Source organism: Stenotrophomonas sp. RIT309 (assembly GCF_000632045.1).
In the GTDB taxonomy this organism is placed as follows: domain Bacteria; phylum Pseudomonadota; class Gammaproteobacteria; order Xanthomonadales; family Xanthomonadaceae; genus Stenotrophomonas; species Stenotrophomonas indicatrix.
Genome location: NZ_JFYS01000043.1, coordinates 1 through 25884 on the forward strand (window position 1 = coordinate 1; position 25884 = coordinate 25884).

General features: G+C 68.6%; 21 protein-coding genes. 15 read left to right on the forward strand and 6 right to left on the reverse strand.

Annotation, left to right across the window (positions count from 1 at the left end):
• Positions 1-265: 265 nt before the first annotated feature.
• The 9 genes from BW38_RS01805 to BW38_RS01765 are packed head-to-tail and all read left to right on the forward strand — an operon-like array spanning position 266 to position 12605.
• Positions 266-1897 (forward strand): TldD/PmbA family protein, encoded by a 1632-nt coding sequence (locus tag BW38_RS01805; protein ID WP_032978377.1) that lies wholly within the window; start codon positions 266-268, stop codon positions 1895-1897.
• A 27-nt stretch (positions 1898-1924) separates the two neighbouring features.
• Positions 1925-3559 carry a TldD/PmbA family protein gene (locus tag BW38_RS01800; protein WP_032978380.1) on the forward strand — a complete coding sequence of 545 codons (1635 nt, stop codon included), beginning with the start codon at positions 1925-1927 and terminating at the stop codon, positions 3557-3559.
• 21 nt (positions 3560-3580) lie between these two features.
• Positions 3581-4915, forward strand: a complete 1335-nt coding sequence (locus BW38_RS01795; RefSeq protein ID WP_025876012.1) for a TldD/PmbA family protein — start codon at positions 3581-3583, stop codon at positions 4913-4915.
• A complete protein-coding gene (locus tag BW38_RS01790; RefSeq protein ID WP_025876014.1) occupies positions 4915-5622 on the forward strand; it encodes a DUF4159 domain-containing protein in 708 nt (235 codons plus the stop codon). Before BW38_RS01795 ends, BW38_RS01790 begins: the two co-directional genes overlap by 1 nt.
• A gap of 13 nt (positions 5623-5635) precedes the next feature.
• Complete coding sequence (locus tag BW38_RS01785; RefSeq protein WP_025876016.1) at positions 5636-6619, forward strand: MoxR family ATPase; 984 nt, start codon at positions 5636-5638, stop codon at positions 6617-6619.
• A 7-nt stretch (positions 6620-6626) separates the two neighbouring features.
• Complete coding sequence (locus tag BW38_RS01780; RefSeq protein WP_025876018.1) at positions 6627-7523, forward strand: DUF58 domain-containing protein; 897 nt, start codon at positions 6627-6629, stop codon at positions 7521-7523.
• Entirely contained in the window at positions 7520-8641 is a 1122-nt protein-coding gene (locus tag BW38_RS01775; RefSeq protein WP_032978383.1) for a BatA domain-containing protein, read from the forward strand. Before BW38_RS01780 ends, BW38_RS01775 begins: the two co-directional genes overlap by 4 nt.
• Positions 8638-10803 carry a membrane protein gene (locus tag BW38_RS01770; protein WP_032978386.1) on the forward strand — a complete coding sequence of 722 codons (2166 nt, stop codon included), beginning with the start codon at positions 8638-8640 and terminating at the stop codon, positions 10801-10803. Before BW38_RS01775 ends, BW38_RS01770 begins: the two co-directional genes overlap by 4 nt.
• Positions 10800-12605 carry a hypothetical protein gene (locus tag BW38_RS01765; protein WP_032978389.1) on the forward strand — a complete coding sequence of 602 codons (1806 nt, stop codon included), beginning with the start codon at positions 10800-10802 and terminating at the stop codon, positions 12603-12605. The genes BW38_RS01770 and BW38_RS01765 overlap by 4 nt, the downstream gene beginning before the upstream one ends.
• A gap of 96 nt (positions 12606-12701) precedes the next feature.
• Here BW38_RS01765 and BW38_RS01760 read toward each other — a convergent pair whose 3' ends face one another.
• On the reverse strand, positions 12702-13367 hold the full coding sequence (locus tag BW38_RS01760) for a hypothetical protein (RefSeq protein ID WP_032978392.1): 666 nt from the start codon (positions 13365-13367) through the stop codon (positions 12702-12704).
• Positions 13368-13404: 37 nt separating this feature from the next.
• The gene (locus tag BW38_RS01755; protein ID WP_032978395.1) at positions 13405-13935 is read right to left on the reverse strand and encodes a hypothetical protein; all 531 of its coding nucleotides are present in this window, start codon (positions 13933-13935) and stop codon (positions 13405-13407) included.
• Positions 13936-13991: 56 nt separating this feature from the next.
• Between BW38_RS01755 and BW38_RS01750 the strand changes: the two genes are divergently transcribed.
• The 4 genes from BW38_RS01750 to BW38_RS01735 all read left to right on the forward strand — a co-directional run bounded on the left by BW38_RS01750 (position 13992) and on the right by BW38_RS01735 (position 19406).
• Positions 13992-15404 (forward strand): hypothetical protein, encoded by a 1413-nt coding sequence (locus BW38_RS01750; RefSeq protein WP_152543339.1) that lies wholly within the window; start codon positions 13992-13994, stop codon positions 15402-15404.
• Between the two features lie 83 nt (positions 15405-15487).
• Complete coding sequence (locus BW38_RS01745; RefSeq protein ID WP_025876028.1) at positions 15488-17977, forward strand: DEAD/DEAH box helicase; 2490 nt, start codon at positions 15488-15490, stop codon at positions 17975-17977.
• Positions 17974-18993, forward strand: coding sequence for a ribonuclease H-like domain-containing protein (locus tag BW38_RS01740; protein WP_032978398.1), 1020 nt, complete (start codon positions 17974-17976; stop codon positions 18991-18993). The genes BW38_RS01745 and BW38_RS01740 overlap by 4 nt, the downstream gene beginning before the upstream one ends.
• Before the next feature lie 89 nt (positions 18994-19082).
• Positions 19083-19406, forward strand: coding sequence for an I78 family peptidase inhibitor (locus BW38_RS01735; RefSeq protein ID WP_025876032.1), 324 nt, complete (start codon positions 19083-19085; stop codon positions 19404-19406).
• An 85-nt stretch (positions 19407-19491) separates the two neighbouring features.
• Here BW38_RS01735 and BW38_RS01730 read toward each other — a convergent pair whose 3' ends face one another.
• On the reverse strand, positions 19492-21435 hold the full coding sequence (locus BW38_RS01730; RefSeq protein WP_032978401.1) for a M56 family metallopeptidase: 1944 nt from the start codon (positions 21433-21435) through the stop codon (positions 19492-19494).
• A gap of 3 nt (positions 21436-21438) precedes the next feature.
• Positions 21439-21825 (reverse strand): BlaI/MecI/CopY family transcriptional regulator, encoded by a 387-nt coding sequence (locus BW38_RS01725; RefSeq protein ID WP_025876036.1) that lies wholly within the window; start codon positions 21823-21825, stop codon positions 21439-21441.
• Between the two features lie 229 nt (positions 21826-22054).
• Between BW38_RS01725 and BW38_RS01720 the strand changes: the two genes are divergently transcribed.
• Positions 22055-23134, forward strand: a complete 1080-nt coding sequence (locus BW38_RS01720) for a serine hydrolase domain-containing protein (RefSeq protein ID WP_032978403.1) — start codon at positions 22055-22057, stop codon at positions 23132-23134.
• Here the strand turns inward: BW38_RS01720 and BW38_RS01715 are convergent.
• Positions 23131-24249: an SDR family oxidoreductase gene (locus BW38_RS01715; protein WP_032978405.1), complete on the reverse strand. Its 1119-nt coding sequence runs from the start codon at positions 24247-24249 to the stop codon at positions 23131-23133. The genes BW38_RS01720 and BW38_RS01715 overlap by 4 nt on opposite strands.
• Positions 24250-24466: 217 nt before the next feature.
• Between BW38_RS01715 and BW38_RS01710 the strand changes: the two genes are divergently transcribed.
• Positions 24467-24811 carry a hypothetical protein gene (locus tag BW38_RS01710; RefSeq protein ID WP_025876040.1) on the forward strand — a complete coding sequence of 115 codons (345 nt, stop codon included), beginning with the start codon at positions 24467-24469 and terminating at the stop codon, positions 24809-24811.
• On the opposite strand, the gene BW38_RS01705 is transcribed toward BW38_RS01710, so the two are convergent.
• Positions 24799-25860, reverse strand: coding sequence for a DNA topoisomerase IB (locus tag BW38_RS01705; protein ID WP_032978407.1), 1062 nt, complete (start codon positions 25858-25860; stop codon positions 24799-24801). The genes BW38_RS01710 and BW38_RS01705 overlap by 13 nt on opposite strands.
• Positions 25861-25884: the final 24 nt, after the last annotated feature.

Genomic DNA, 25884 nt, shown 5'->3' on the forward strand with positions numbered 1-25884 from the left:
GGCCGGCCAGGGGTTTACGGCGTGTCCTGCCACCCCACACCGCCCCGCCCACCCACGGAATGCCCGCTTTTGACGTTGACGTTGCTGCTGAGGTTGCCGGCCAGCGGCCGGCACTACCGCAGGTGCAGGGCTGCAAGCCCTGCCGAAACCCTCCCCGACCATGACTGCAGTCACTTGCCCGAATGTCCGCCGCTGGCGAAAGTCGAGGAGTTGACGTGATCGGATCGGTCCTTTGCCGGCCGCACGGAAGTGAGAGAGAGACGCTGTGCAACGACGTGAGTTCCTGGCATTTTCCGCTCTGGGCCTGGCGGGCCTGGCCCTGCCGCATTCGCGGCTGATCGCCGCCGAGCAGTTGCTGGCCCCGGTCGACCCGGCCAAGCGCCGGCGCCTGGCCGAGGTCGCCCTCGCTGCCGCGCGTTCGGCCAAGGCCAGCTACTGCGACGTGCGCATCGGGCGCTACCTCAACCAGTCGGTGATTACCCGCGAGCACCAGGTCGGCAACGTGACCAACCGCGAATCATCCGGTGTGGGCGTGCGGGTGATCGTCAACGGTGCGTGGGGTTTCGCCGCCACCCACCAGCAGACCGAAGCGGCGGTGCGCACCGCCGTCGAACAGGCCACCGCCATCGCCCGCGCCAATGCCAGCATCCAGTCCCGCCCGGTGCAGCTGGCGCCCACCCCGGCCGTCGGCGAGGTGCGTTGGCAGACACCCATCCGCCGCAATGCGATGGAAGTGCCGATCCAGGACAAGGTCGAGCTGCTGCTGGCGCTCAATGCGGCCGCACTGAATACGGGTGCCGACTACATCAATTCCACCCTGTTCCTGGTCAACGAGCAGAAGTACTTCGCTTCCAGCGACGGCTCGTTCATCGACCAGGACATCCACCGTATCTGGCTGCCGTTCACCGCCACCGCCATCGACAAGGCCAGCGGCAAGTTCCGCACCCGCGCCGGCCTGTCCTCGCCGATGGGCATGGGCTACGAGTTCCTTGATGGCGATGCACGCGGCAAGGTGCAGCTGCCCGGTGGCATCACTGCGTACCGTGATTCCTATGACCCGGTCGAGGACGCCATCGCCGCCGCCCGCCAGGCGCGCGAGAAGCTGAAGGCGCCCTCGGTGAAGCCCGGCAAGTACGACCTGGTGCTGGATCCGTCCAACCTGTTCCTCACCATCCACGAGAATGTCGGCCACCCGCTGGAACTGGACCGCGTGCTCGGCTACGAGGCCAACTACGCCGGCACCAGCTTCGCCACCCTGGACAAGCGCGATGCTGGTTTCCGCTGGGGCAGCGACATCGTCACCTTCTTCGCCGACAAGACCCAGCCGGGCAGCCTCGGCGCGGTCGGCTACGACGACGAAGGGGTGAAGACCCAACGCTGGGAACTGGTGCGCGACGGCATCCTGGTCGACTACCAGGCGACGCGCGATGAGGCGCACATCCTCGGCCGCGACGCCTCGCATGGCTGCAGCTATGCCGACTCGTGGTCCAGCGTGCAGTTCCAGCGCATGGCCAATGTCTCGCTGGCGCCGGGCAGGACGCCGCTCAGCGTGGAGGACATGATCAAGGACGTGGAGAACGGCATCTATATCCACGGCCGTGGTTCCTATTCCATCGACCAGCAGCGCTACAACGCGCAGTTTGGCGGCCAGCTGTACTACCAGATCAGGAACGGAAAGATCACCGGCATGGTCGAGGATGCGGCCTACCAGATCCGCACGCCGGAGTTCTGGAACGCCTGCACCGCCATCTGCGATGAACGCGACTTCCGCCTTGGCGGTTCGTTCTTCGACGGCAAGGGCCAGCCCGGCCAGGTGTCGGCGGTCTCGCACGGTTCGTCCACCACCCGTTTCAACGGCATCAACATCATCAACACCGCGCGCAGTCTCGGCGCTTGAGCCACCCGTCCTTCATGGAGAGCAGCCTTGCACAGACGTGACTTCCTGGCCCTGACCGGGCTTACCGCTGGCGGCCTGATCGTGCCGTCGTTCTTCGGCAAGGCGATCGCCGCCGAGCAACTGCAGTCCAGCCTCGACCCTGCGCTGAAGAAGCGCCTGGCCGACGCCGCCCTGCAGGCTGCGCGCAGCGCCGGCGCCACCTACTGCGACGTGCGCATCGGCCGCTACCTGCGGCAGTTCGTGATCACCCGCGAGGACAAGGTGCAGAACGTGGTCAACACCGAGTCCACCGGTGTGGGCATCCGCGTGATCGTCAACGGCGCCTGGGGCTTTGCCGCCACCAATGCGCTCAGCACCGCCGACGTGGCCCGTGCCGCGCAGCAGGCCGCGGCGATCGCCAAGGCCAACGCGGGCGTGCAGACCGCGCCGGTGCAGCTGGCCAAGGCGCCGGGCGTCGGCGAGGTCAGCTGGAAGACGCCGATCCGCAAGAATGCGATGGAGGTGCCGATCAAGGAGAAGGTCGACCTGCTGCTGGACGTCAACGCTGCGGCGATGGGCGCCGGTGCCAGCTTCGTCAACTCGATGCTGTTCCTGGTGAACGAGCAGAAGTACTTCGCCTCCACCGACGGTTCCTACATCGACCAGGACGTGCACCGCATCTGGGCACCGATGACGATCACCGCCATCGACAAGGCCAGCGGCAAGTTCCGCACCCGCGAAGGCCTGTCCGCACCGATGGGCCTGGGCTACGAGTACCTCGATGGCGCGGCTGCCGGCAAGGTGCTCACGCCCAATGGCGTGGTCAACTACAGCTCGTCCTACGACATGAAGGAAGATGCCATCGCGGCGGCCAAGCAGGCGCAGGAGAAGCTGAAGGCGCCGTCGGTGAAGCCCGGCAAGTACGACCTGATCCTGGATCCGTCGCACACCTGGCTGACCATCCACGAGTCGATCGGCCACCCGCTGGAACTGGACCGCGTGCTCGGCTACGAAGCCAACTACGCCGGTACCAGCTTCGCCACCCTGGACAAGCGCGAGCAGCATTTCCAGTACGGCAGCGACAAGGTCAACATCTTCGCCGACAAGACCCAACCGGGCAGCCTCGGCGCCGTGGCGTACGACGATGAAGGCGTGAAGTGCAAGCGCTGGGACCTGATCAGCAACGGCAAGCTGGTCGACTACCAGACCATCCGCGACCAGGCCCACATCCTCGGCAAGACCGAATCCGATGGCTGCTGCTATGCCGACTCGTGGTCCAGCGTGCAGTTCCAGCGCATGGCCAACGTGTCGATGGCGCCGGGCAAGTCGCCGCTGAGCGTGTCGGACATGATCAAGGACGTGGAGAACGGCATCTACATCATCGGGGATGGTTCGTTCTCGATCGACCAGCAGCGCTACAACGCGCAGTTCGGCGGCCAGCTGTTCTACGAGATCAAGAACGGAAAGATCACCCGCATGCTCGAAGACGTGGCCTACCAGATCCGCACGCCGGAATTCTGGAATGCCTGCAGCGCCGTGGCCGATGAACGCGACTACCGCCTGGGCGGTTCGTTCTTCGATGGCAAGGGCCAGCCCGGCCAGGTCTCGGCGGTCTCGCACGGTTCGTCCACCGCGCGCTTCAACGGCATCAACGTCATCAACACCGCACGCAGCCTCGGCTGACCGGTCAGGAGCCCTTACACCATGAGTATCTTCACCGAAGCCCAGGCCAAGGCCATCCTCGACAAGGTCATCGCCCTGTCCAAGGCCGATGAGTGCACGGCCGTACTGGCCGGTTCCATCAACGGCAACATCCGTTTCGCCCTGAACAACGTGTCCACCAGCGGCATCGTCGACAACACCGAACTGGCCGTCACCGTGGCCTTCGGCAAGCGCGTGGGTACCGCCTCGATCAACGAGTTCGACGACGCGGCGCTGCAGCGCGTGGTGCGTCGCGCCGAAGACCTGGCCCGCCTGGCCCCGGAAAACCCGGAGTTCATGCCGGCCATCGGCAAGCAGACCTACCGCCCCAGCCCGACCTTCAGCGAATCCACCGCCGCCATCGATCCGGCCTTCCGCGCCAAGGTCGCCGCCGATTCGATCGCGCCGTGCCGTGGCAACGGGCTGATCGCTGCAGGCTTCCTCGAAGACGGCCAGGGTTTCTACGCCACCGCCAACAGCAATGGCAACTTCGGCTACCAGCGCACCACCAACTTCGACTACACCTGCACCGTGCGCACCGAAGACGGCCGTGGTTCGGGCTGGGTGGGTCGCAACCTGAAGGACGCTGCCGACTTCAAGGCCGACCAGGACATCCGCATCGCCATGCGCAAGGCGACCGAGTCGCAGGAAGCCAAGGCACTGGAACCCGGCAAGTACACGGTGATCCTGGAGCCGGCAGCAGCCGCCGGCCTGATCAGCTTCATGATGAACTTCTTCAGCGCACGCTCGGCCGATGAAGGGCGCAGCTTCCTGTCGAAGAAGGGCGGTGGCAACAAGCTGGGCGAGCAGGTCTACGATCCGCGCGTGAACATGCATGCCGACCCGTGGCACCCGGACGCGCCGGTGCTGCCGTGGGACAACGAGGGCATGCCGCGTGAGCGCATCGCCATCATCGAGAACGGCAAGGTCGCCAACCTCGACTACTCGCGCTTCTGGGCACAGAAGCAGGGCAAGACCGCCAAGGCCACGCCCGGCAACCTGCTGATGAGCGGTGGCGAGAAGAGCACCGCCGAACTGGTGCGCGGCACTCAGAAGGGCATCCTGGTCACCCGTACCTGGTACATCCGCATGGTCGATCCGCAGACCGTGCTGCTGACCGGCCTGACCCGCGATGGCACCTTCTACATCGAGAACGGGCAGATCAAGCATCCGGTGAAGAACTTCCGCTTCAACGAATCGCCGGTGATCATGCTCAACAACATCGAAGAGCTGGGCAAGCCGGTGCGCGTGGCCGGTGACGAGTCCAACTTCGTGATGATGATTCCGCCGATGAAGCTGCGCGATTTCACCTTTACCTCGTTGTCCGACGCGGTCTGATGGATCGACGGGCCTGCCTGCGCTGGTTGGCCGCTGCCGCTTCGGCGGCGGCGCTGCCGGCATGGGCGCAGGCAGGCCCGCGCAGTTCGCGCTACGACTTCTGGTTCACCCGCCTGCAGTACGACTCCGGCGACTGGGACGTGGACGCGCGCATGCCGTCCAACCTGATCACCTCGCTGATCGACTACACCTCCCTGCGGGTGGACCCGCAGGAACGCGTGGTGGCGTTGGCCGACCCACGCATGCTGGAGGCGCCGTTCTGCTACCTGGCCGGGCACACCCTGGTCGAGTTCAACGCGGCCGAACGGCAGAACTTCGTGCGCTACGTGCGCAATGGCGGCTTCGTCTTCGTCGACGACTGCAACCACGATATCGACGGCCTGTTCGCCACCTCGTTCGAAGCGCAGATGGGCCGGCTGTTCGGGCCGAAGGCGCTGCAGAAACTGCCCAACAGCCACGCGCTGTACCGCAGCTTCTTCCGCTTCCCCGACGGCCCGCCCGCGACCAGCTTCGAGCTCAACGGCTGGGGCGATGACCTGGTGCACGACTACCTGAAAGGCATCGAGGTCGATGGCCGGCTGGGTCTGCTCTACAGCAACAAGGATTACGGCTGCGAGTGGGACTACGACTGGCGCAACAAGCGTTTCCTGGCCGAAGACAACACCCGCTTCGGCGTCAACATCGTGATGTACGCATTGAACAATTGAACGGACCACGCCCATGACCTCCCCCGACCTCGATTCCCTGCTGCCGCGCCTGCACGCGCTGCGCAGCGCCCTGGCCCACGCCGTGGTCGGCCAGCACACCGTGGTCGAGCAGCTGCTGATCGGCCTGCTGGCCGGTGGCCACTGCCTGCTGGAAGGCGCGCCGGGGCTGGGCAAGACCCTGCTGGTGCGCTCGCTGGGGCAGGCACTGGAACTGCAGTTCCGGCGCGTGCAGTTCACCCCGGACCTGATGCCCAGCGACATCCTGGGCACCGAACTGCTGGAAGAAGACCACGGCACCGGTCATCGCCATTTCCGCTTCCAGCAGGGCCCGATCTTCACCAACCTGCTGCTGGCCGACGAGCTCAACCGCACCCCGCCCAAGACCCAGGCGGCGCTGCTGGAAGCGATGCAGGAGCGTACGGTCAGCTACGCCGGCACGACCTACACGTTGCCGGCGCCGTTCTTCGTGCTGGCCACGCAGAATCCGATCGAACAGGCCGGTACCTACCCCTTGCCCGAAGCACAGCTGGACCGCTTCCTGCTGCATGTGCTGGTCGATTACCCCAGCGAGGAAGAAGAGCGGCAGATCCTCGAACAGACCACCGGCGGTGCCACGGAAAGCGTGCCTAAGGTGATGGATGCCGAAGCGGTGATCGCGCTGCAGGCGGCGGTGCGCCAGGTGCATGTCAGCCCCGACGTGCTGGCCTGGATCACCCGCCTGGTCCGCGCCAGCCGCCCCGGCGATGGTGCACCGGCAGCGATCAACCAGTGGGTGAAATGGGGCGCGGGTCCGCGTGCCGGGCAGTCGCTGGTGCTGGCCGCCAAGGCGCGCGCCCTGCTGCAGGGACGCTTCGCCGCCACCCGCGAGGATGTGCAGGCGCTGGCGGCACCGGTGATGCGCCATCGCCTGCTGCTGTCCTTTGCCGCCGAAGCCGAGCAGAAGCGGGCCGACGATGTGGTCGCCGCACTGCTGCAGGCCGTTCCCTTCCCGGGTTGATCCACTGGTGACCGCAGGCACGCCGCTGCTGCTGCCACCCGACCTGCGTGCGCGCCTGCGTGCGCTGCGCCTGCGGCCACGCCTGGCCAGCGGTGCGAGCGGCATCGGCCAGCATGCCAGCCGCAGCCGCGGCGCCGGCCTGGAATTCGCCCAGTACCGCGCCTACGAGCCCGGTGACGAACTGCGCCAGATCGACTGGAAGCTGTATGCGCGCTCGGACCGCTTCTTCGTGCGCGAATCCGAGCGCGAGAGCCCGATCACCGTCTGGCTGCTGCTCGATGCCACAGCCTCGGCGGGCCAGTCCGACCATACAGCGCCCGGACGCAGCCGCCTGGATCACATGCGGCAGCTGGCTGCCTGCGTGGTCGAGCTGGCGCTGCAGCAGGGTGATCGCTTCGGCCTGCTGGCGATCAACGGCGAAGGCCTGCAGCTGGTGCCGGCCGCGCATGGCGCGCGCCAGCGCGACCGCGTGCATCTGCAGCTGCATGCCCTGCAGGCGCGCGGCGCATGGCCGGCCGCAGAGCGGCTGCGACCGCTGTGGGAGCGCGTGCGCCCCGGCGATCTGCTGCTGGCCATCGGCGATGGCTTCGACGACGCGGGCATCGTGCTGCTGGAGCAGCTGGCCAGCGCCCGCCGCGAGGTGATGCTGCTGCAGGTACTGACGGCCGACGAGCGCGATTTCCCCTTCGACGCAGGCCATCGTTTCCGCGATCCGGAAACGGGCGATGAACTTCTCGGCGATGGCGCCGCGATCCGCGCCGACTACCTGCAGCGCTTCACCCAGGCGCGCGCCGCGCTGCAGTCGCGCCTGCAGGCCAGTGGCATCGCCTGCGCGACCGGTTGGCTGGATCAGCCGCTGGACCAGCCGCTGCAGGCGCTGTTCGGCCGCAGGGGCGGCGCATGAGCCTGCTGTTTCCGCTGGGCCTGGCGGCGCTGGCCGCATGGTTGCTGCCACTGCTGATCCACCTCGCCCGCCGTCATCCCTACACGCCACTGGATTTCGCTGCGCTGCGCTGGCTGCGCGCCCAGGTGCGACCGCGGCAGCGCATCCGCTTCGATGATTGGCCGCTGTTGCTGGTGCGCTTGCTGTTGCTGGCCGCACTGGCCCTGCTGCTGGCGCGCCCGGCGCTGACCGGTCCTGCGCCCGTGCCAGCAGCGTGGACGGTGGTGGCACCGGGCCTGGACGCGACCGCGCTGCGCGGCAGCACCGATGCGCGCAACTGGCATTGGCTGGCGCCGGGCTTCCCCACCGTCGACCAGCCAGCGCCGGCCAACGCTGCTGCCCTGCCCAGCCTGCTGCGCGAGCTGGACGCGCAGTTGCCGGCCGGCACCGCGCTGACCGTACACGTACCCGATCCCTTGCCCGGCCTTGATGGTGCCCGCCTGCAGCTGTCGCGCGAGGTGCAGTGGCAGCCACACGCGCTGGCCGTCACCGCGCCGCCACACACTTCCCAGGCACCACGCCTGCGTACGCGCAGCGATGCACCGGCCGCTGCGCTGCAATGGCTGGGCGCGTTGCAGCGCGCGTGGAGCACGCAACCATTGGCGGCCCCCTTGGCCGACGACGCGTTGCCTGCCCGCGGCGAGATCGGCGTATGGACCGCCACCGATGCGCTGCCTGGCACCTGGCAGCGCTGGCTGCAGCAGGGCGGCACGGTGCTGACCGCTGCGAAACCGCCAGCGGGTGCACCCGTACTGCTGCGCGATGCAGACAATGCACCGCTGCTGTGGCAGCAGCGCATCGGCCAAGGCCGCCTGCTGCATCTGCCCGGCGAATGGAACGTGGCCCGCAACAGTGCACTGCGCGATGACGGCCTGCCGCGCGACCTGCTGCAGGCCCTGCAACCGCCATCAACGCCGCAGTTGGGTGATGCGCAGGACCAGACACCACGCCAGGCGCCCCTGCCCGCCGCAACGCCGCCCCTGCGCGAACCCACCGCCTGGCTGCTGCTGGTGATCGTGCTGCTGTTCGCGCTTGAGCGCTGGATGGCGAGCAGCGCGCGACGCAGGGCCGCACCATGAAGACGCTGCAACAGGCATGGCAGCGCGCACGTCGACGCCGCGCGGCGATCACCCTGCTGCTGGGCCTGCCGTGGGCGCTGGCGTCAGCGGCACTCGCGCTGCGCGTGTCCGGTTTCGATATCGCCTGCGTCGTGGCGACCGTGGCCCTGCTGATCATTGCGGCCGCCGCGACGATGCGCGCCCGGCAGCTGGACCGACGCTGGTTGCAGCGCAGGCTCGATGCCAGTGGCGCCAGCGAAGACAGCGCCGATCTGCTGTTTGCCGATGGCGCTGCGCTCAACCCATTGCAACAGCGCCAGCGCACCCACGTGCTGGCTGCACTTGAACACAACCTCCCCGAGCTGCGACCACGCTGGCCACGCAGGGCAGTGGCGCTGTGCTGGATCGGCGGCATCGCCGTCGCCGTGCTGGCACTGGGCTGGCCGCACAGCGGCGCACCGCGCCCCACGGCGCCTGCCTCGCCGCAAAGCAGCACCAAGGCCGGTCCATTGCGCCTGCAGTCCACTCGACTGCGCATCGACGCACCGGCCTACACCGGCCAACCCACGCGTACGCAGAACGCACTCGACGCCAAGGTCGCCGCCGACAGTCGCCTGTCCTGGTCACTGCGCTTCGACCGTGCACCCAGCAACGCCTGGCTGCAGTTCCACGACGGTCGACGCCTGCCGTTGCGCGAGCGCAATGGTGAATGGCAGGCGCAGGACGTAGCGCGTACCCCGGTGCTGTATCGCGTGGTCAGCGAACCGGCGCTGGCCGAAACCCGCCTGCATCGGCTCGACGTGGTCGCCGACCGTGCGCCGACGGTGCGCGTGATCGAGCCTGCCACCAGCCTGGTGCTGGGCACCCCCGGGCAACGGCAGTGGACGCTGCGCTTCGAGGCCAGCGACGATCATAGCGTCTCCCCACAAGCGACGCTGTCGATCACCATCACCCAGGGCAGCGGCGAGAACATCACCTTCGTACGCCGCAGCGTGACGCTCAGCGGCAGCGGCGAGGCGAAGGCACGGCGCTTTGCCCATACCCTTGATCTGGCCGCGCTGGGCGCACAGCCCGGCAACGATGTGATCGCCCAGCTGGAAGTGCGCGACAACCACGCGCCGGCGGCACAAATCGGCCGCAGCAGCAGCGTGATCCTGCGCCTGCCAAGCGCCGAGGCCGTGCTCGGTGCCGAACTGGAAGGCCGCATCAAGAAGACCCTGCCCGCGTACTTCCGCAGCCAGCGGCAGATCATCATCGACGCCGAGGCGTTGATCCGCGAACGCCGGAGCGTAGCCGCCGATACCTTCATCAAGCGCAGCGATGCGATCGGCGTCGACCAGCGCATCCTGCGCCTGCGCTACGGCCAGTTCCTGGGCGAAGAAAGCGAGGGCGCACCGAAACCACCGCCGACCAGCGACCTGCCCACCAGCGATACGCCAGCGGCAGACGCACACGATGACGATCATGAGCACGGTCACGGCGCCGAGGCCGGCGCACACGACGAGCACGGCCACGACCACGGTGGCGCAGCCAGCGGCAATGACACGCCACCGGTGTTCGGCAGCGCCACCGACGTGCTGTCCGAGTACGGGCATACCCACGACCACGCCGAGGCGGCGACGCTGCTTGACCCGCAGACACGCGCCACCTTGAAGGCCGCGCTGGACCAGATGTGGTCGGCCGAAGGCGAGCTGCGCCAGGGCCGCCCCGAGCAGGCCCTGCCGTTTGCCTACAAGGCGCTGGCGTTCATCAAGCAGGTGCAGCAGGCCGAGCGCATCTATCTGGCGCGCGTCGGCCCGGAGCTGCCGCCGATCGACGAGAGCCGGCGCCTGAGCGGCGACCGTGCCGGGCTGGCCAGCCGCGACCTGCCGCTGGCCGCGCGCACGCCGCCCGATCCGGCCGTCGTCGAGGCCTGGCAGCGATTGGGCGACGAGGACGGCACTCCCGATCTGGACATGCTGGCCACCTGGCAGCAGCGCAACAACGCGTTCCTGCCCGATGCACTGGACCTGGCCGCCGCCATCGAACAACTACGCATCGACCCCGGCTGCACCGAGTGCCGGCAGCGCCTGCGCGCGCAGCTGTGGCGCGCACTGCAGCGGCCACTGCCGCAGGTGATGCGACGCCGTGCGGCAGATGCCATGGGGCAGCGCTACCTCGACGCTCTGGAAGCACAGCCATGAGCACATCGCCATTGAACGTGTGGGTCGCAGTGGCGCTGGCGCTGATCGTGCTCGTCGCCAGTGCACGCCAGCTGCGTTCGCCCACGCAGAGGCGCGGCCGTCTTATCGCCGTGCTCACGCTGCAGGCGGCCGCCGCTGCGCTGCTGTACGTCTGCCTGCTGCCGCCCTCACAGCGCGCCTCCCTGGCCGGCCTGGTGGTGATCGGCGCCGGGGCCGACAAGACCGGTGCACTGCCCACCGGCGGCACCCGGGTGCTGCTGCCGGAAGCAACCGATATGGCCGGTGCAGCGCGCGTGCCGGACCTGGCCACTGCACTGCGCCGCTATCCGTCCTCCACGGTGACACTGATCGGTGCCGGCCTGGCCGCGCGTGACCGCGATGCCGCACTGCCCGCCGACACGCGCTGGCAGGCACCCCCTGCAGCCAACGGATGGATCGCCCTGCAGCCACCCGCGGACGCCGCTCCCGGTGCGCGCTTCGACGTGCACGCACAGGCACGTGGGGTAGACCGCGCGCAGGCCGAACTGCTGGACCCGGCCGGTGCGGTGGTCGATCGTGCACCGCTGGCGGCGGACGGCCATGTGCAGCTCAGCGGCATCGCCCGCGCCGAGGGCCGCAGCGTGTTCCAGCTGCGCCTGCTGGATGCGCAGGGCCATGTGGCCGACAGCGTGCCGGTGCCGCAGCAGACGCTGGCCGCCGCTCCGCTGCGCGTGCTGGTGCGCTCGGCTGCCCCCGGCGCCGAACTGAAGTACCTGCGCCGCTGGGCCACCGATGCCGGCATCCGCGTGCAGGTGCAGGCCGAGACCGGCGCAGGCCTCAGCCTGGGCGACGGCAACGTGGCGTTGGACGCCTCCACGCTGGCGCGCAGCGATCTGCTGCTGCTCGACGAACGCAGCCTGGCTGCGCTCGGTGCCGCTCAGCTGGCGGCCGTGCGCCAGGCCCTGCGCGATGGCCTGGGCCTGCTGGTGCGCAGTACCGGCGCGCCATCAGCCAGCGCACGGCAACGCCTGCGCGATCTCGGCCTGCCCGTGCAGGGCGATGCCAGCAGCCAGGTTGCGGCAATGCCCGGCGAGGGTGACGCGACGATGTTGCAGGCACGTCGCGGGCCGCTTGCCGCCGGCACCCTGCCCACCACTGATGGCGAAGACGCCGACCGCGCGTCGCACGCCGCGGCGCTGCCGGCGCTGGAGTACCTGGCGCTGCAGGCAGCCGACAGCCGCCCCCTGCTGCAGGATCGCGACAGCAAGCCCATCGGTGGGTGGCGCGCCGTCGGCAAGGGGCGCATCGGGCTGCTGCCCATCACGGACAGCTGGCGCTGGGTACTGGCCGGTCGCGAGGATCGCCACGGTGAGTTGTGGAGCACAGTGTTCGCCTCCCTCGCTCGCGCGCAGCCCGGTACCGAAGGACCGTGGTCGACACAGGCACTGGCCTGGGCCGGCGAACGGCAGTCACTGTGCGGCGTGCAGGCACCGCTGCGGGCCTTCGACGGACGCGGCGATGGCGTGCCGCTGATCGTCGACAGCACCACCGGCACAACACGATGCGCGGGCTGGTGGCCGCGCCAGGCCGGTTGGCAGCGCCTGCAGCACGGCGACCGCACGCAGTGGCGCTACGTGTTCGATCCGAAGCAGGCCCCTGCCCTGCACCGGCAGGCGATGATGGATGCCACCGCGCAGCGGCTGGCCACTGCGGCGCCAGCAACCGCGCAGGCGAGCCAGCGTGTACCAGGGCCGCGCTGGCCGTGGTGGCTGGCGTTCGTGCTGTGCGCATCGCTGCTCTGGTGGCTTGAGCGCCGACGCTGATCCCGGGGTTGATCCCGGGGTCGGATCCCTTTCGCCTGCGAAAAGGCCCTGATCCCGCCGATTGGATCGCGAACACCATCCACGCATGGCGTGGATCTACTTGCGCCGATACACACCGTTGAAGCGCACGTTCATGCCGCCGCACTCGCTGTTGTCGGCCACGATCAGCACATCGCCCAGCAGCTGCGCGTGCACCGTGCAGGTGTCCTCCACGAAGTCGACCTGGGCACCACGCGGTACTGCCTGCGCGCTTACCGCGCCGATGTTCGGGCCGCCCGGGCGTTCTGCCGGCGTCGGGTTGGCCGAGGGCCAGTAGGCATCGCCTTCCACGTGCAGGCGGCCGTCACGCACGCGGATGCGCAGGCCGTTGTCACTGTCCTTCCAGTCTCCCGACCAGGCCTGCAGCGTCGGCGCGGGTACCGGCAACGCCTGCAGCTTGCTGCGATCCACCCAGCCTGCGCTGCCACCCACCTTGTTCGGGAAGAACGCGCAGCGGTAGCGACCAAGATCACGCCCGGTCACCACCGTGTCGCCACTCACCACGTAGCTGCGCTGGCGGCAGGCGGGTTCGCCCTTGGCCGGGCAGCCGTCCATGTCGCCCAGCAGGAACAGGCGCGGCGTGCCCACCACCTTGGCCAGGGCAAAGCCCGATTGTTCCGAAGGGAACGCGCCATTACGGCACGAACCGCCATCGGTCAGGTCGCTGGCGGACGCGGCAAGCGGGCTCAGCGTTGCAAGCAGGAACAGGGTACGCAGCGGCATCCAGGCAGCCTCGAAGGGAAGGCCCGCAGGATAACGCCTACTTCTCCGGCGGTGCGCCGCAACCATCCTGCTGGGCGCAGAACTGCAGCGCGCGCCGTTGCTGCTCGGCGCTCAGTTCCGGTGGCGGCCGCGCGATGGCCGACTGGATCTGGTCCGGGCCACCCGTGATCTTGTTCAGGCCCTTGGCCGCGGCCATCACGCCCTTGACCACGCCCATCATGATGTAGCCACCGCCCATGCTGACCTGCTCGGGCGAGGGCGGCTCACTCCAGTCGCGGCTGAAGCGGTTGTTCTCCGCGCGCATCGGGTTCTTGAAGCGGTACAGGTCCAGCGGCTGGTCGTCTTCGGGTTTGAGCGCGCGCACTTCGCCCAGCGTGGTGACGTTCCCCTGCGCAGGCGGCACGACCACGGGCGCGTCATCAGCAGGGGGCGGCACGGCAGGCGCCGGTACGGGATCAGGCGTGGGCACGGGTACGGCGGCCGGCGTCGTCTGCTGCGCGTGCGCGATGCCCGCCAGCAGCACCGCGGCCAGAAGTGCTCCCTGCATTCCACGTCGTGCCACAGCCATCCACCCTGTTGGTTGCGTCCAGCAACCAAGGATACGGATGCAGGCTTCAGATTTCGTTGGAAGCGCCGCCGGCGTTCAGCTTGTGCCCGTCCTCACGGTTCCGCGCAGCCGCCACGCACCTTGCAATGATTTGCATTGCGCACGCCGAAGCATGCCATGAGCCTGCAGGCCCCTCTGAGCACTTTCACGCCGATGAGCCTGCCACCGCCCCGCTGCTGCGATCACTCACGCCTGCTGGGATGCTGCTGATGTCGCCCGCTGCGACCCTCCTCCTGCTTGCGGTGCTGCTGGCGATGCTGGTGGCCTGCTACCTGCAGTGGGCGTCGGATGCACGCGCTGCCCTGCACCTGCTGCGGCGCAATCCCCCCTCACGTCCGCTCACCGAAGATGAAGATGCTGCACTTGCCACGCTGCGTGCGCTCAGCGGGCGGACGCACGACACACAGGTGCGCGTGCTGTCGGGGGCTTTCAGCGGACCGTCTGGCTTCGGCAACCGCCCCTTCCATTCGGCCTGGCTCGGTGACGTTGCCGTGCTGCTGCCATTCGATGCCTGGCAGCATGTTGCCGTAGACAATCACGCAGAGGTCGTCCTGGCTGGCGACGCCGCTCTGGTAGTCCGCTTGAATGGATTCCACATTGTCGGTGCCCGGCACCGGGTGGCTGCCGAGGAAGCCGAGCATGCGGCCGCTTTTGAGGGACCACTGCAACGCAAACGGCGCATCGTGCGGCCAATTGCTGCGTGCGCGGTCCACGGACAGCGGCTGGAGACGGCGGCCGAAGTGGCGATGCGCCGGGGTGATGGCGTTCGCTGGCCGGGCATTGTCATCGCGCTGCTTGCGCTGGCGGCGCTGCCCGCGCTGCAGATCGACGTCGCGCTGTGGTGGCGGCTGTTGCTGGGTCTTCCGCTGTGCGCCGTGGCCGGCACCGCCGTGTGGATGGCATGGCCACGCCAGCGTGGCCCAGGTGCGCCGCAACCGGTTCTGCAGCTCAGCGGCAGGCTCAACAAGCTCATGCTGCACCCACACCATCCGCCCTGCTGGCTACTGGGCAGCGACCACCGCGTGCAGCTGCCTGCGGAGTGGCTGGCGTCCAAGCGTTTCCGTAGTGGGCAGCACCTCACACTGGATATCCGCCAATGCGATGGCATGGTCCTGGGCGCGGGCCGGGAGTGGTCCCTGGCCGAGGACCGTGTCCGGTTTTCCTCCGCTGGGGCGACGTGGAGCCTGGCATGGCTGGGGTTGATGCTGTGCGTACTGCTGTTCGGCGGAATGTTCGTCGAACTGCCGGCGGGCATCTCCCGGCAGCACACCCGTGATGCGCTCAGGCTGATGCATGGAGTGTGGTGGCCGCTCACCGCCGCCACCGGGCTGTGGCATCTGGTGCAGGCCATCCATCGGTGGCGCCGGCACCTGCGGTGCCACGCACGGCGCAGCGCGGCACTGGCTGCACGCATGCCACCAACGCGCTGAATGGTTCACGCCGCCCGCTGCGGATGTCTCACATCGTGAGACCCATTTGTGGTGCCATGTGATCCCCTGAAAACCCACTTCCCATGGCCTACGAACTCGCCAAGCGCACCGCCGATGCGGAGCAGCAGCTCGCCACCCGCGATGGCCTGCCCGCGCGCGATGGCGCACTGCTCAGTGCACGCCTGCAGCGCCGCTACCAGGATCGCATCACCGGCAGCTTCGCCATTCCCGGCCGCGAAGGCCGCTATGCGCCGATTCCTGATTCCGTGCCACCGGCCCTGACTGCGGCACTGAAGGCACGCGGCATCGAGCAGCTCTACAGCCACCAGGCCGAGGCATGGGAGGCCAGCCAGCGTGGCGACCACGTCGCCATCGTTACCCCCACCGCGAGCGGCAAGTCGCTGTGCTACACCCTGCCGGTGGTCAGCGCTGCCATGCAGGACAAGGCCAAGGCGCTGTACCTGTTCCCCACCAAGGCACTGGCCCAGGACCAGGTGGCCGAACTGCTGGAGCTCAACCGCGCCGGCGACCTCGGGGTGAAGGCCTTCACCTTCGACGGCGACACCCCCGGCGACGCGCGGCAGGCGATCCGCCTGCATGGCGACATCGTGGTCTCCAACCCGGACATGCTGCACCAGGCGATCCTGCCGCATCACACCAAGTGGGCGCAGTTCTTCGAGAACCTGCGCTACATCGTCATCGACGAAGTACACACCTATCGCGGCGTGTTCGGCAGCCATGTCACCAACGTGCTGCGCCGGCTCAAGCGCATCTGCGCGTTCTACGGGGTGCAACCGCAGTTCATCCTGTGCTCGGCCACCATCGGCAACCCGCAGGCGCATGCCGAGGCGCTGATCGAAGCACCGGTCACCGCCATCACCGAATCCGGTGCACCCAGCGGGCCGAAGCAGGTGCTGCTGTGGAATCCGCCGGTGATCAACCCCGATCTGGGCCTGCGTGCCTCGGCGCGCTCGCAGAGCAACCGCATCGCCCGCATCGCGATCAAATCCGGCCTGAAGACGCTGGTGTTCGCGCAGACCCGGCTGATGGTGGAGGTGCTGACCAAGTACCTGAAGGACATCTTCGATCACGATCCGCGCAAGCCACCACGCATCCGCGCCTACCGCGGCGGCTACCTGCCCACCGAGCGCCGCGAGACCGAGCGTGCGATGCGTGCCGGCAACATCGACGGCATCGTCAGCACCTCGGCGCTGGAACTGGGCGTGGATATCGGCAGCCTGGACGTGGTGATCCTCAACGGTTACCCCGGCAGCGTGGCTGCCACCTGGCAGCGCTTCGGCCGCGCCGGACGCCGCCAGCAGCCCGCACTCGGCGTGATGGTGGCCAGTTCGCAGCCGCTGGACCAGTACGTGGTGCGCCATCCGGACTTCTTCGCCGAGGCGTCGCCGGAACACGCACGCATCGCACCCGACCAGCCGTTGATCCTGTTCGATCACATCCGCTGCGCAGCGTTCGAACTGCCGTTCCGGGTCGGCGATGGCTTCGGCCCGATCGATCCTGAGGTGTTCCTGGAAGCACTGGCCGAAACCGAGGTCATCCACCGCGAAGGCGAACGCTGGGAGTGGATCGCCGACAGCTATCCGGCCAACGCGGTCAGCCTGCGCGCGGTGGCCGATGGCAACTTCGTGGTGGTCGACCGCAGCGATGGCCGCCAGCAGATCATCGCCGAAGTGGACTACTCCGCTGCAGCGCTGACCCTGTACGAAGGCGCCATCCACATGGTGCAGTCCACGCCCTACCAGGTGGAAACGCTGGACTGGGAAGGCCGCAAGGCCTACGTCACCCGCACCCACGTGGACTACTACACCGACAGCATCGACTTCACCAAGCTCAAGGTGCTGGACCGTTTCGATGGCGGCGTGGCCGGCCGTGGTGATTCGCACCATGGCGAAGTGCACGTGGTGCGCCGCGTCGCCGGTTACAAGAAGATCCGCTACTACACCCACGAGAACATCGGCTACGGTCCGGTCAACCTGCCCGACCAGGAACTGCACACCACCGCGGTGTGGTGGCAGCTGCCGCAGGCGCTGCTGCTGCGCGCCTTCGCCAGCAAGCAGGATGCGCTGGATGGGTTCCTCGGCGCCGCCTATGCACTGCACATCGTAGCCACGGTGGCGGTGATGGCCGATGCGCGCGACCTGCAGAAGTCGGTGGGCAACGGCGATGGCACCTGGATCGCGATTGCCGACCAGAGCGGGCGCGGCCAGCTGCGGGGCAGCGATGGCGAGCCTGGCGCGGTGGAACTGCTGCAGGAATTCGTGCCGACCGTATACCTGTACGACAATTTCCCCGGTGGCGTCGGCCTGAGCGAGCCGCTGTGGCAGCGCCAGGCCGAGCTGGTGCAGCGCGCGCGCGAACTGGTACAGCGCTGCGACTGCAAGGCGGGTTGCCCGGCCTGCGTCGGTCCGGTGCTTGCCGCGCAGGAACAGGATGAAACCTCGCCGCGTGCGCTGGCGCTGCGCGTGCTCGACCTGTTCGATGCGCAGGCCTGCCAGCAGGTGGCCGATGTGGTGGTGAGCACACGCGACCCGATGGAGCTGATCGCCCCGTGAGCCTGAGCCTGGACAAGCTGCGGCTGCTTCGCAAGCAGGCGGGTGACCCGAAAGCAGCCACGCCTGCCGCGCCGACGCAACAGACGCCGCCGGCACTGATGGCCGCCAACGATGCGCGGCAGCCACCGGCCGAGCGTTCGGTGTTTGCCTGGGTGGAACAGGAGATCCGCCACAAGCCGACCGGCACCGCCACCAACACGCCTGCGCCGGCAGCACTGCGACGGCCCGAGGTCGGCAGCCTGCATCGCCTGCTCGGCATGCGCTCGCGGGGTGGCCCTGCGCCGGCACGCGCCAGCGCGCAGGATCGCCAACTGCCCGGCAACGAGATTGCGCCCGGCCTGTTCCTGATCGAGTCACTGCTGCCGCAGCCGATTCCCGCCATGCCGCTGTCGCTGGCCTTCGCCAAGCGCGAGGGTGAGCACGTGGCTGCGCGTGACCTGCTGTTCTTCGATACCGAGACCACCGGCCTGGCCGGCGGCACCGGCACCCGCGCCTTCATGATCGGCGCCGCCGACTGGCATGTGTGCCCGCAGCGTGGCGAAGGCCTGCGCATCCGCCAGCTGCTGATGTCGACGATGGCTGCCGAGGAGGAGATGCTGGCCGCTTTCGCCAGCTGGCTGCAGCCGCATACCGTGTTCTGCAGCTACAACGGCCGCAGCTACGACGCCCCTCTGCTGAAGACGCGCTATCGGCTGGCCCGCCAGGCCGATCCCATCACCGCGCTGGACCATGTCGACCTGCTGTATCCCACTCGCCGCCGTTACCGCGGTACGTGGGAGAACTGCAAGCTGTCCACCATCGAGCGGCAACTGCTGCGCGTGGTGCGCGAAGATGACCTGCCCGGCTCGGAAGCCCCCGCCGCATGGCTGCGTTACCTGCGTGGCGGTGATGCGGTGAATCTGCGCCGGGTGGCCGACCACAACCACCAGGACGTGGTGACCCTGGCCCTGCTGCTGCAGCGGTTGGTGCGGGAAGAGCAGCGCGAACGGGAGACCCTGGCGCTGGTAAGCGGATGAACGGAGAGGGCGGATCCAGGCCGCGTTGACATCACTGACACAGGGCTCGGCGACACTGCCGCTACTGAACACCACCCAGGAGTACTGCCATGCGTCGATCCCCCCTGTTGCTGCTTGCGGCCATCCTGCCGCTGGCCGCCTGCAGCCATGCCGGTGGCAACGCCTCCGCCGATGCCGGCAGCCTGCCGGCCAAGGTGTCCGATGGTCCGCAGGAGTGCCGCCCCGAGGCGCTGGACGCATTCACCGGCAAGACCGCCGACGAAGCGACGATCAAGAAGCTGGTGGCCGACAGTGGCGCGCGCAACGCACGCGTGGTCAAACCGGGGATGGCGGTGACCATGGACTTCCGCCAGGACCGGGTGACCGTGCAGGTGGACGCACAGAACCGTATCGAGCGCGCCAGCTGCGGCTGATGGGGTAGCGCCGGGCCCTGCCCGGCGGATTCCATTCGCATACGCGCAGCTGCGGGCGCCGGGCATGGCCCGGCGCTCCGCTCTGTCAGAGCCGCTCGGCCTTGCCGCTGGCCAGCGCACGCGCGATGACCTGCTCTGCCTGCTTCGCTGCCTGTGCCTGCAGCCGTGCCTGACGCTCACCCAACGCGGCCTGTTGACTGCCCAGTGCCGCCTGCTGGCTTCCCAGCGCGGCCTGCTGGCTGGCGAGTCGGCTCATCTCGCGGCTACGCTCGGACTGCAGCGCCTGGCTGCGGGCAACCAGTGATGCGCGCTGTGCTTCGGCCGCAGCCTTGCGTGCAATCGCCGCATCATCCACCGCGCCGCGTGTAGCCCGCGCCGCTTCGGCTGCCGCTTCGCGATTGATGTCGCGATCGTTGATCGCACTGCGTGCAGCCCGTGCGGCGGCGAGGGCGATCTCACGCGCCTCTTCGCCCTGCAGCCTGCCCAGCTCGCCCTGCTCGCGGCCGAGCTGGCCCTGCTGACGACCCAGCACACTCTGCTGGCGCCCCAGTTCACTCTGCTGGCGGCTCAGGTCGACGGCGCCGGCATAGGCACGCTGCAACGACTGGATCAGCATCGGATCGCGCACGACGTAGCGCTTGTCGCCCTGGCGAAACCACAGGGCGGGGCCGTCACCAAGCCGGCTGCGCGCCTGCATCACATCGTCCATGCCGGCATTGGCGAACGCCTGGCCGTGATCGACGAGAACGAAGGCCTGCTGTGGCGGCGTACCCAGATCCAGCTGGCCATGGGTGACGATGGTGGTCTGCGAGTGCGCATGGGTGCCTGCGTCCTGCTCCTCGTCTTCATTGACGTCGGCAGGTTCCTCAGGCTCGGCGGGTTCTGCCGGCTCGGCCCAGTCGGCCGGCTCTGCCGGTACCGCTGCGGCAGGCGGCGCTGCCGGTGCCGGGGGTGCTGCGGGCGGCGGCGGCGGCGCTGGCACAGCGCGCGGCGGTGCCGGCGGTGCAGGCGGGACCGGCGCGGCCACCAGCCGCATCGGCGCCACACCCACGGCCAATACAACCAGCGTCAAGCCGACGGCCAGCAGGCGCGGGCACGCCCGGTGCGACTGCAGCGACAGCAGGCGGCGCTTGAGGCTGGTGGTGCTGGGCGCTGCGCTGGCCACGCCGAGGTGTGGCTGCGGCGCCACACCCAGCTGCAGCAGCAACCGGCCATAGGCATGGCGGCTGGCACCGTGCTGGCCGACCACCGCCGCATCCACGGCTTCCTCGCGGGCCTGGGCGTATTCGCGCACGGCCAGGCGCAGCAGCGGATGGAAGAAGAACAGGTGCTGGGCCAAGGCAGGCAGCAGCCCCCACTGCAGGTCACGACGCTGCAGGTGTTGCAGCTCGTGGGTCAGCGCCAGGTCCAGCGCATCGCCCTGCAGCGCGTTCATTCCCGCCGGCAGCAGCAGCACCGGACGGAACGGCCCGACCAGCTGAGGCGCGTCCACCTGGTCGCTCATCCACAGGCGCGGCGCGCGGCGCAGGCCGTGCGCATCCGAGGCCAGCTGCAGCGCCTGCACCAGCGCCTGGTCCTCGCACGGATACGACGCCGCCAGCAGCGCACGGCAACGGCGCCATTCGCCGAAGGTCCGCAACGCCATCAGCAGTACACCGGACATCCACAGCGCTGCCAGGGCCAACGCCCACCAGGCCACCGGGGCGCTGCCGACATCACCCATCGGCGTGTTCGCCAGCAGGTGCGCCGATGCCTCCGGTGCCATCGTATATATCGCGTCCGCCGCAAGATCCACGGTCGTCACTGCCACCGCATCGGGTGCGGGCAACCAGGCCAGCTGCAGCGGTTGGCTCCACAACAGACCGACCACCGCCTGCAGCGACACCAGCCACCACAACCGGCAACGGGTGGCCGCCGACAGTGCCGGCAGCGCGCGGCACAGCAGGTACACCAGCGCCCCCAGCAGCACGGTCTGCAGGCTCGTCCAGCCCAGCCGTTCCAGCATCGGAATCAACATCGAGGTATCCATGGCTCAGTCCTCCTGGCGACGCGATTGCAGTTCGGCCACCAGCGCTTCCAGTTCGGCCAGTTCGTTGTCGCTGACCTTCTGCCGCTGCGACAGGTACGCCACGAATGGCGACACCGAGCCCTGCAGCGTGTTGTCGACGAACTGGGCAACGGCGCCCTGCAGCACGCTCTCCGGGCCACGGGTGGGCTGGTAACGGTAGACACCCTGCTGCTGCCTGCGCTGCAGGTAACCCTTGGCGCGCAGGCGCTCCATCATCGTCAACACCGTGGACCGGGCCAGTCCGCGCGGTTCGCCATAGCCGCTGGCGACCTCGCCGACGCTGGCCGGTGCCTGCTCATCCACATACTGCAGCAGGGCCAGTTCCTGGTCCCCGATGGTCTTGCCACGCATGACAACACTCCCTTGACTACACGTGTCGCTACTGTTGCCATGACGACACCTGTAGTCAACCCCCCGGAAGTCATGGGCCGACGAACGGTAGGGCGCGCAGCCGGCTTAAACCTTTTACGCCGGGCGCGCATCCGACCCATGGCCTGTCGCCTGCGGCAGCCGTCATCGCCGCCGATCTTTCCGCCCTCCGGGAACCCGCATGCCTCGCCAGACGCTACGAACCCTGCTCATGATCATCAGCCTGCTGCCCTTCGCCGCCGTCTCCGCCAACCAGGACCAGGCCAACGACCAGACCCGTCGTTTCATCCGCCAGACCATGCAGGAACAGCGCATCCCGGGCCTGCAGATCGCGGTGGTCAAGGATGGCCAGGTGGTGCTGTCGGAAACCTATGGGCTGGCCAACGTCGAGAACGGCGTGGTCGCCACCCGCAGCACCCGGTTCCCGCTCAACTCGGCCACCAAATCCTTCACCGGCGTCGCTCTGGCGCAGCTGGCACAGGACGGGCGGGTGGATCTGGTCGCGCCCATCGCGCGCTATCTCGACGACCTGCCCGAAAGCTGGCGGGCGGTGCGGGTGCGCCAGCTGCTCGCCCACACTTCCGGCCTGCCCGACATCCTCGATGCTGAGGGATTGCTGGGTGGGGGCTCGGAACAGGATGCATGGCAGGCGGTTCGCGCGCTGCCGGCAGAGGCCAGGGCCGGCGAGCGCTTCCAGTACAACCAGACCAACTACCTGCTGCTGGCGCGGATCATCGCGCGGCAATCCGGCATGCCCTACGAACGCTTCCTGGCCACCGGCCAGTTCTCCACCGCGCGCATGGCACGCACCACGTTCGGCGACAGCTACGACCTGATCCCGGATACGGCGACGATGTACAGCTACCTGCCACGCGCCACCGATGCAAAGGATGCAACGCCGCGCCTGTCGCACTGGTTCTACGACATGCCGCCCAGCCTGTGGGCCGGCGGCGGCATCCTCACCACGGCTGATGACACCGCGCGCTGGTTGGTTGCATTGCAGGAGGGACGCCTGCTGGAGCAGCGCGCGATGCAGCAGATGTGGACGGCGGAACGCCTCAATGATGGCAGTGCCGGCGACTGGGCCGCAGGCTGGCCGGTGTTCAACACCGCACCCGACCTGCAGGTGGGTGGCATGGGCGGCGCGCGCTCGGCCTTCATCGTCTACCCAGAGCGCGAGCTCGCCGTTGTCGTGCTGACCAATCTGGTCGGCGCCAATCCGCAGCAGTTCATACCGCGCATCGCCGGTTTCTACACTGCCGCGCCCAAGGGCGTCGCCGCCGCGCGCTAGCCGCGCGGCCCGCCCATCACCGGCAGGATCACCCCGCTGATGTAGCTGGCGCAGGCCGGCGAGGCCAGGAACACATAGGCCGGCGACAGTTCTTCGGGCTGTGCCGGCCGCCCCATGTCACTGTCCTTGCCGAACTCGGCCACGTCCTTGGCCTGCTTGTCGGCCGGGTTCAACGGCGTCCACACCGGACCCGGCGCCACGCAGTTGACCCGGATGCCGCGTGGCAGCAACTGGCTGGCCAGCGCCTTGGTGAACGCATGGATCGCACCCTTGGTAGCCGAGTAATCGATCAGTGCCTTGCTGCCGAACAGGCCGGTTTCCGAGCCGGTGTTGATGATGCTGGCGCCCTCGCCCAGGTGTGGCAGCACTGCGCGTGCCATCTGGATGTAACCGCCGATGTTGGTCTGCAGGGTTTCCTGCAGGTGCGCATCTTCCAGGTCTTCCAGGCGCTCGCAGTGCAGCTGGAACGCCGCGTTGTTGACCAGGATGTCGATGCCACCAAACGCCTTGGCCACCTGTTTGACTGCCTTGTTGCAGAAGCGCGGGTCGCGCACGTCGCCGGCGATCACCACGCAGCGGCCGCCCTCTTTTTCCACGTGCTGACGCGTCAACTCGGCGTCCTTGGCTTCATCCAGATGCAGCACGGCAACGTCGGCGCCTTCGCGGGCGAACAGTACCGCCACCGCACGGCCGATGCCGGAATCACCACCGGTGACGATGGCTCGCATCCCTTGCAGCTTGCCGCTGCCGACGAAATCCGGCGCGAGGAAGCGCGGTGCCAGTTCCAGTGCGTGCTCATGGCCGGGCTTGGCCAGTTGCTGCGCCGGCATCTTCTCCGGCTGATGGCGCGGTCCGGCCTGGGTGGCGGTCTTCTTTTTTGCCGCCTTCTTCGCTACGCGTACATCCTTCGCTTTTTCCTGGTCCTGCAGGCGCCGCTGCCGTGCTGCGACACGCGCCGCGCGCGGATCGGAAGCGGCGGCCTTGCGGGTGGCGGTCTTCACCACGCGCGGGCGATCGGACGTGGTGGCTTCGGCGGCGGCGGGCGCCGCTTGGGTGCCTTTGCGTACCTTCGGCGATGCCTTGCGGCGGGCGGGGGTCTTCTTGGTGGTGGCCATGCAGGTCTCCTCGGGAGGATGGGGGTTGCCGGCCAGCGGCCGGCACTACCGGGGCGCGTGCGCCGCAGTACCGGGGGCGGCGTACGCCGCTCGTGCAGTGTCTCCACGCAGGCTGTTGGCGGCAGTGAGCGCACTGTGTCCATCGCGTGCACGGCATTCATTCCGCCACCACACGTGTCGTCGCACCCTGCAGGCCACAACACGAGGAACGCCCCCCATGAAACATGCCATTGCCACCGCCGCCGTCTGCTTCGCTCTCGCCGCCTGCAGCAGCAGTCCGGTCGCCCAGGTCCAGCCGATCGATGGGGTGATTTCAGGCCAGTGCCACACCGACAAGGTGCGCGGCGCAGTCGGCCTGGCCGCTTCGGGCATGACCATCGAACGTGCGCGCGTGGACAGCGACAGCCTGCACGTGCAGGTAACCCGCGGCAGCCGCGAGCGCAGCGGCAACACCGCCAGCGGCGCTGCCGATCCGGCCGCCGGCGCAGCCACGGAAGGCGGGGATCGCCTGACCATCGAAACCGGCCGCACCAACAACATCACCGCCATCTACTGCGGCTGACCTGCCTTGCGGCTGAGCCGCCGGGCCCGGCGCAGCACCTTCAGTGTCGCCTGCTCCCACTGCCGCGGGCCGCGCAGCCCCGCCAGTGCGGTCAGTTCGCCGCGTTCCCAACCGGCGAACACGCAGGGATCGATGTAGGCCTTGCGGCATACCGCTGGCGTATTGCCCAAGCGCGCAGCCACCTGGCACACCACCTCGCGTTGCGCCTTGGCCAGCGCGCGTTGGCTGGCCGGCTCGGGCAGCTCGGTGGCGGCGAAGGCCTGCACCGCCGCCATCGTGCCGCCCCAGGTGCGGAAGTCCTTGGCGGTGAAGTCCTCGCCCATCACCTCGCGCAGGTAGTCGTTGACCGCGCCCGAATCCACCGGCTGCACCTCGCCCGCGTCGTCGCGGTACTGGAACAGGGCCTGACCCGGCAGCTGCTGCACGCTGCGCACCAGCGCGCCCAGCCGACGGTCACCGACCACCACCTCCTGCAACTGCCCGGACTTGCCCCGGAAGCGCATGCGCACCCGGCCACCCCGAAGCAGGTCCAAGTGACGGTTGCGCAACGTTGTCAGGCCGTACGACTTGTTCTCCTGCGCATAGGTTTCATTGCCCACCCGCACCAGCGTGTCGGCCAGCAGCGCGACCACCACCGCCAGCACCTTCTCGCGCGGGAAACCGCTGCGCTTGAGGTCGCGGCCCAGGCGCCGCCGCAGCGCTGGCAACGCCTGGCCGAAGGCGATGGTGCGGTCGAACTTGCCGGCGTCGCGAACGGCCGCCCAGTCGGCGTGGTAGCGGTACTGTTTGCGCCCGCGCGCGTCGCGGCCGGTGGCCTGCAGGTGGCCATCGGCGCGGGCACAGATCCACACGGCGGTATAGGCCGGTGGAATGGCCAGCGCGCGGATGCGCTGCAGGGTGGCGGCATCGCGCACGGCATGACCATCGGCATCGCGATAGGAAAAACCCTTGCCGGCGCGGACGCGGCTGAAACCGGGCTGGGTGTCATCGACGTAGCGCAGGCCGGCGGCGCGCGCGGCCTGGCGTTCGGGTGTGGGGGTCGCTGGCATGCCTGCAGTCTGCCGATCGGCGCG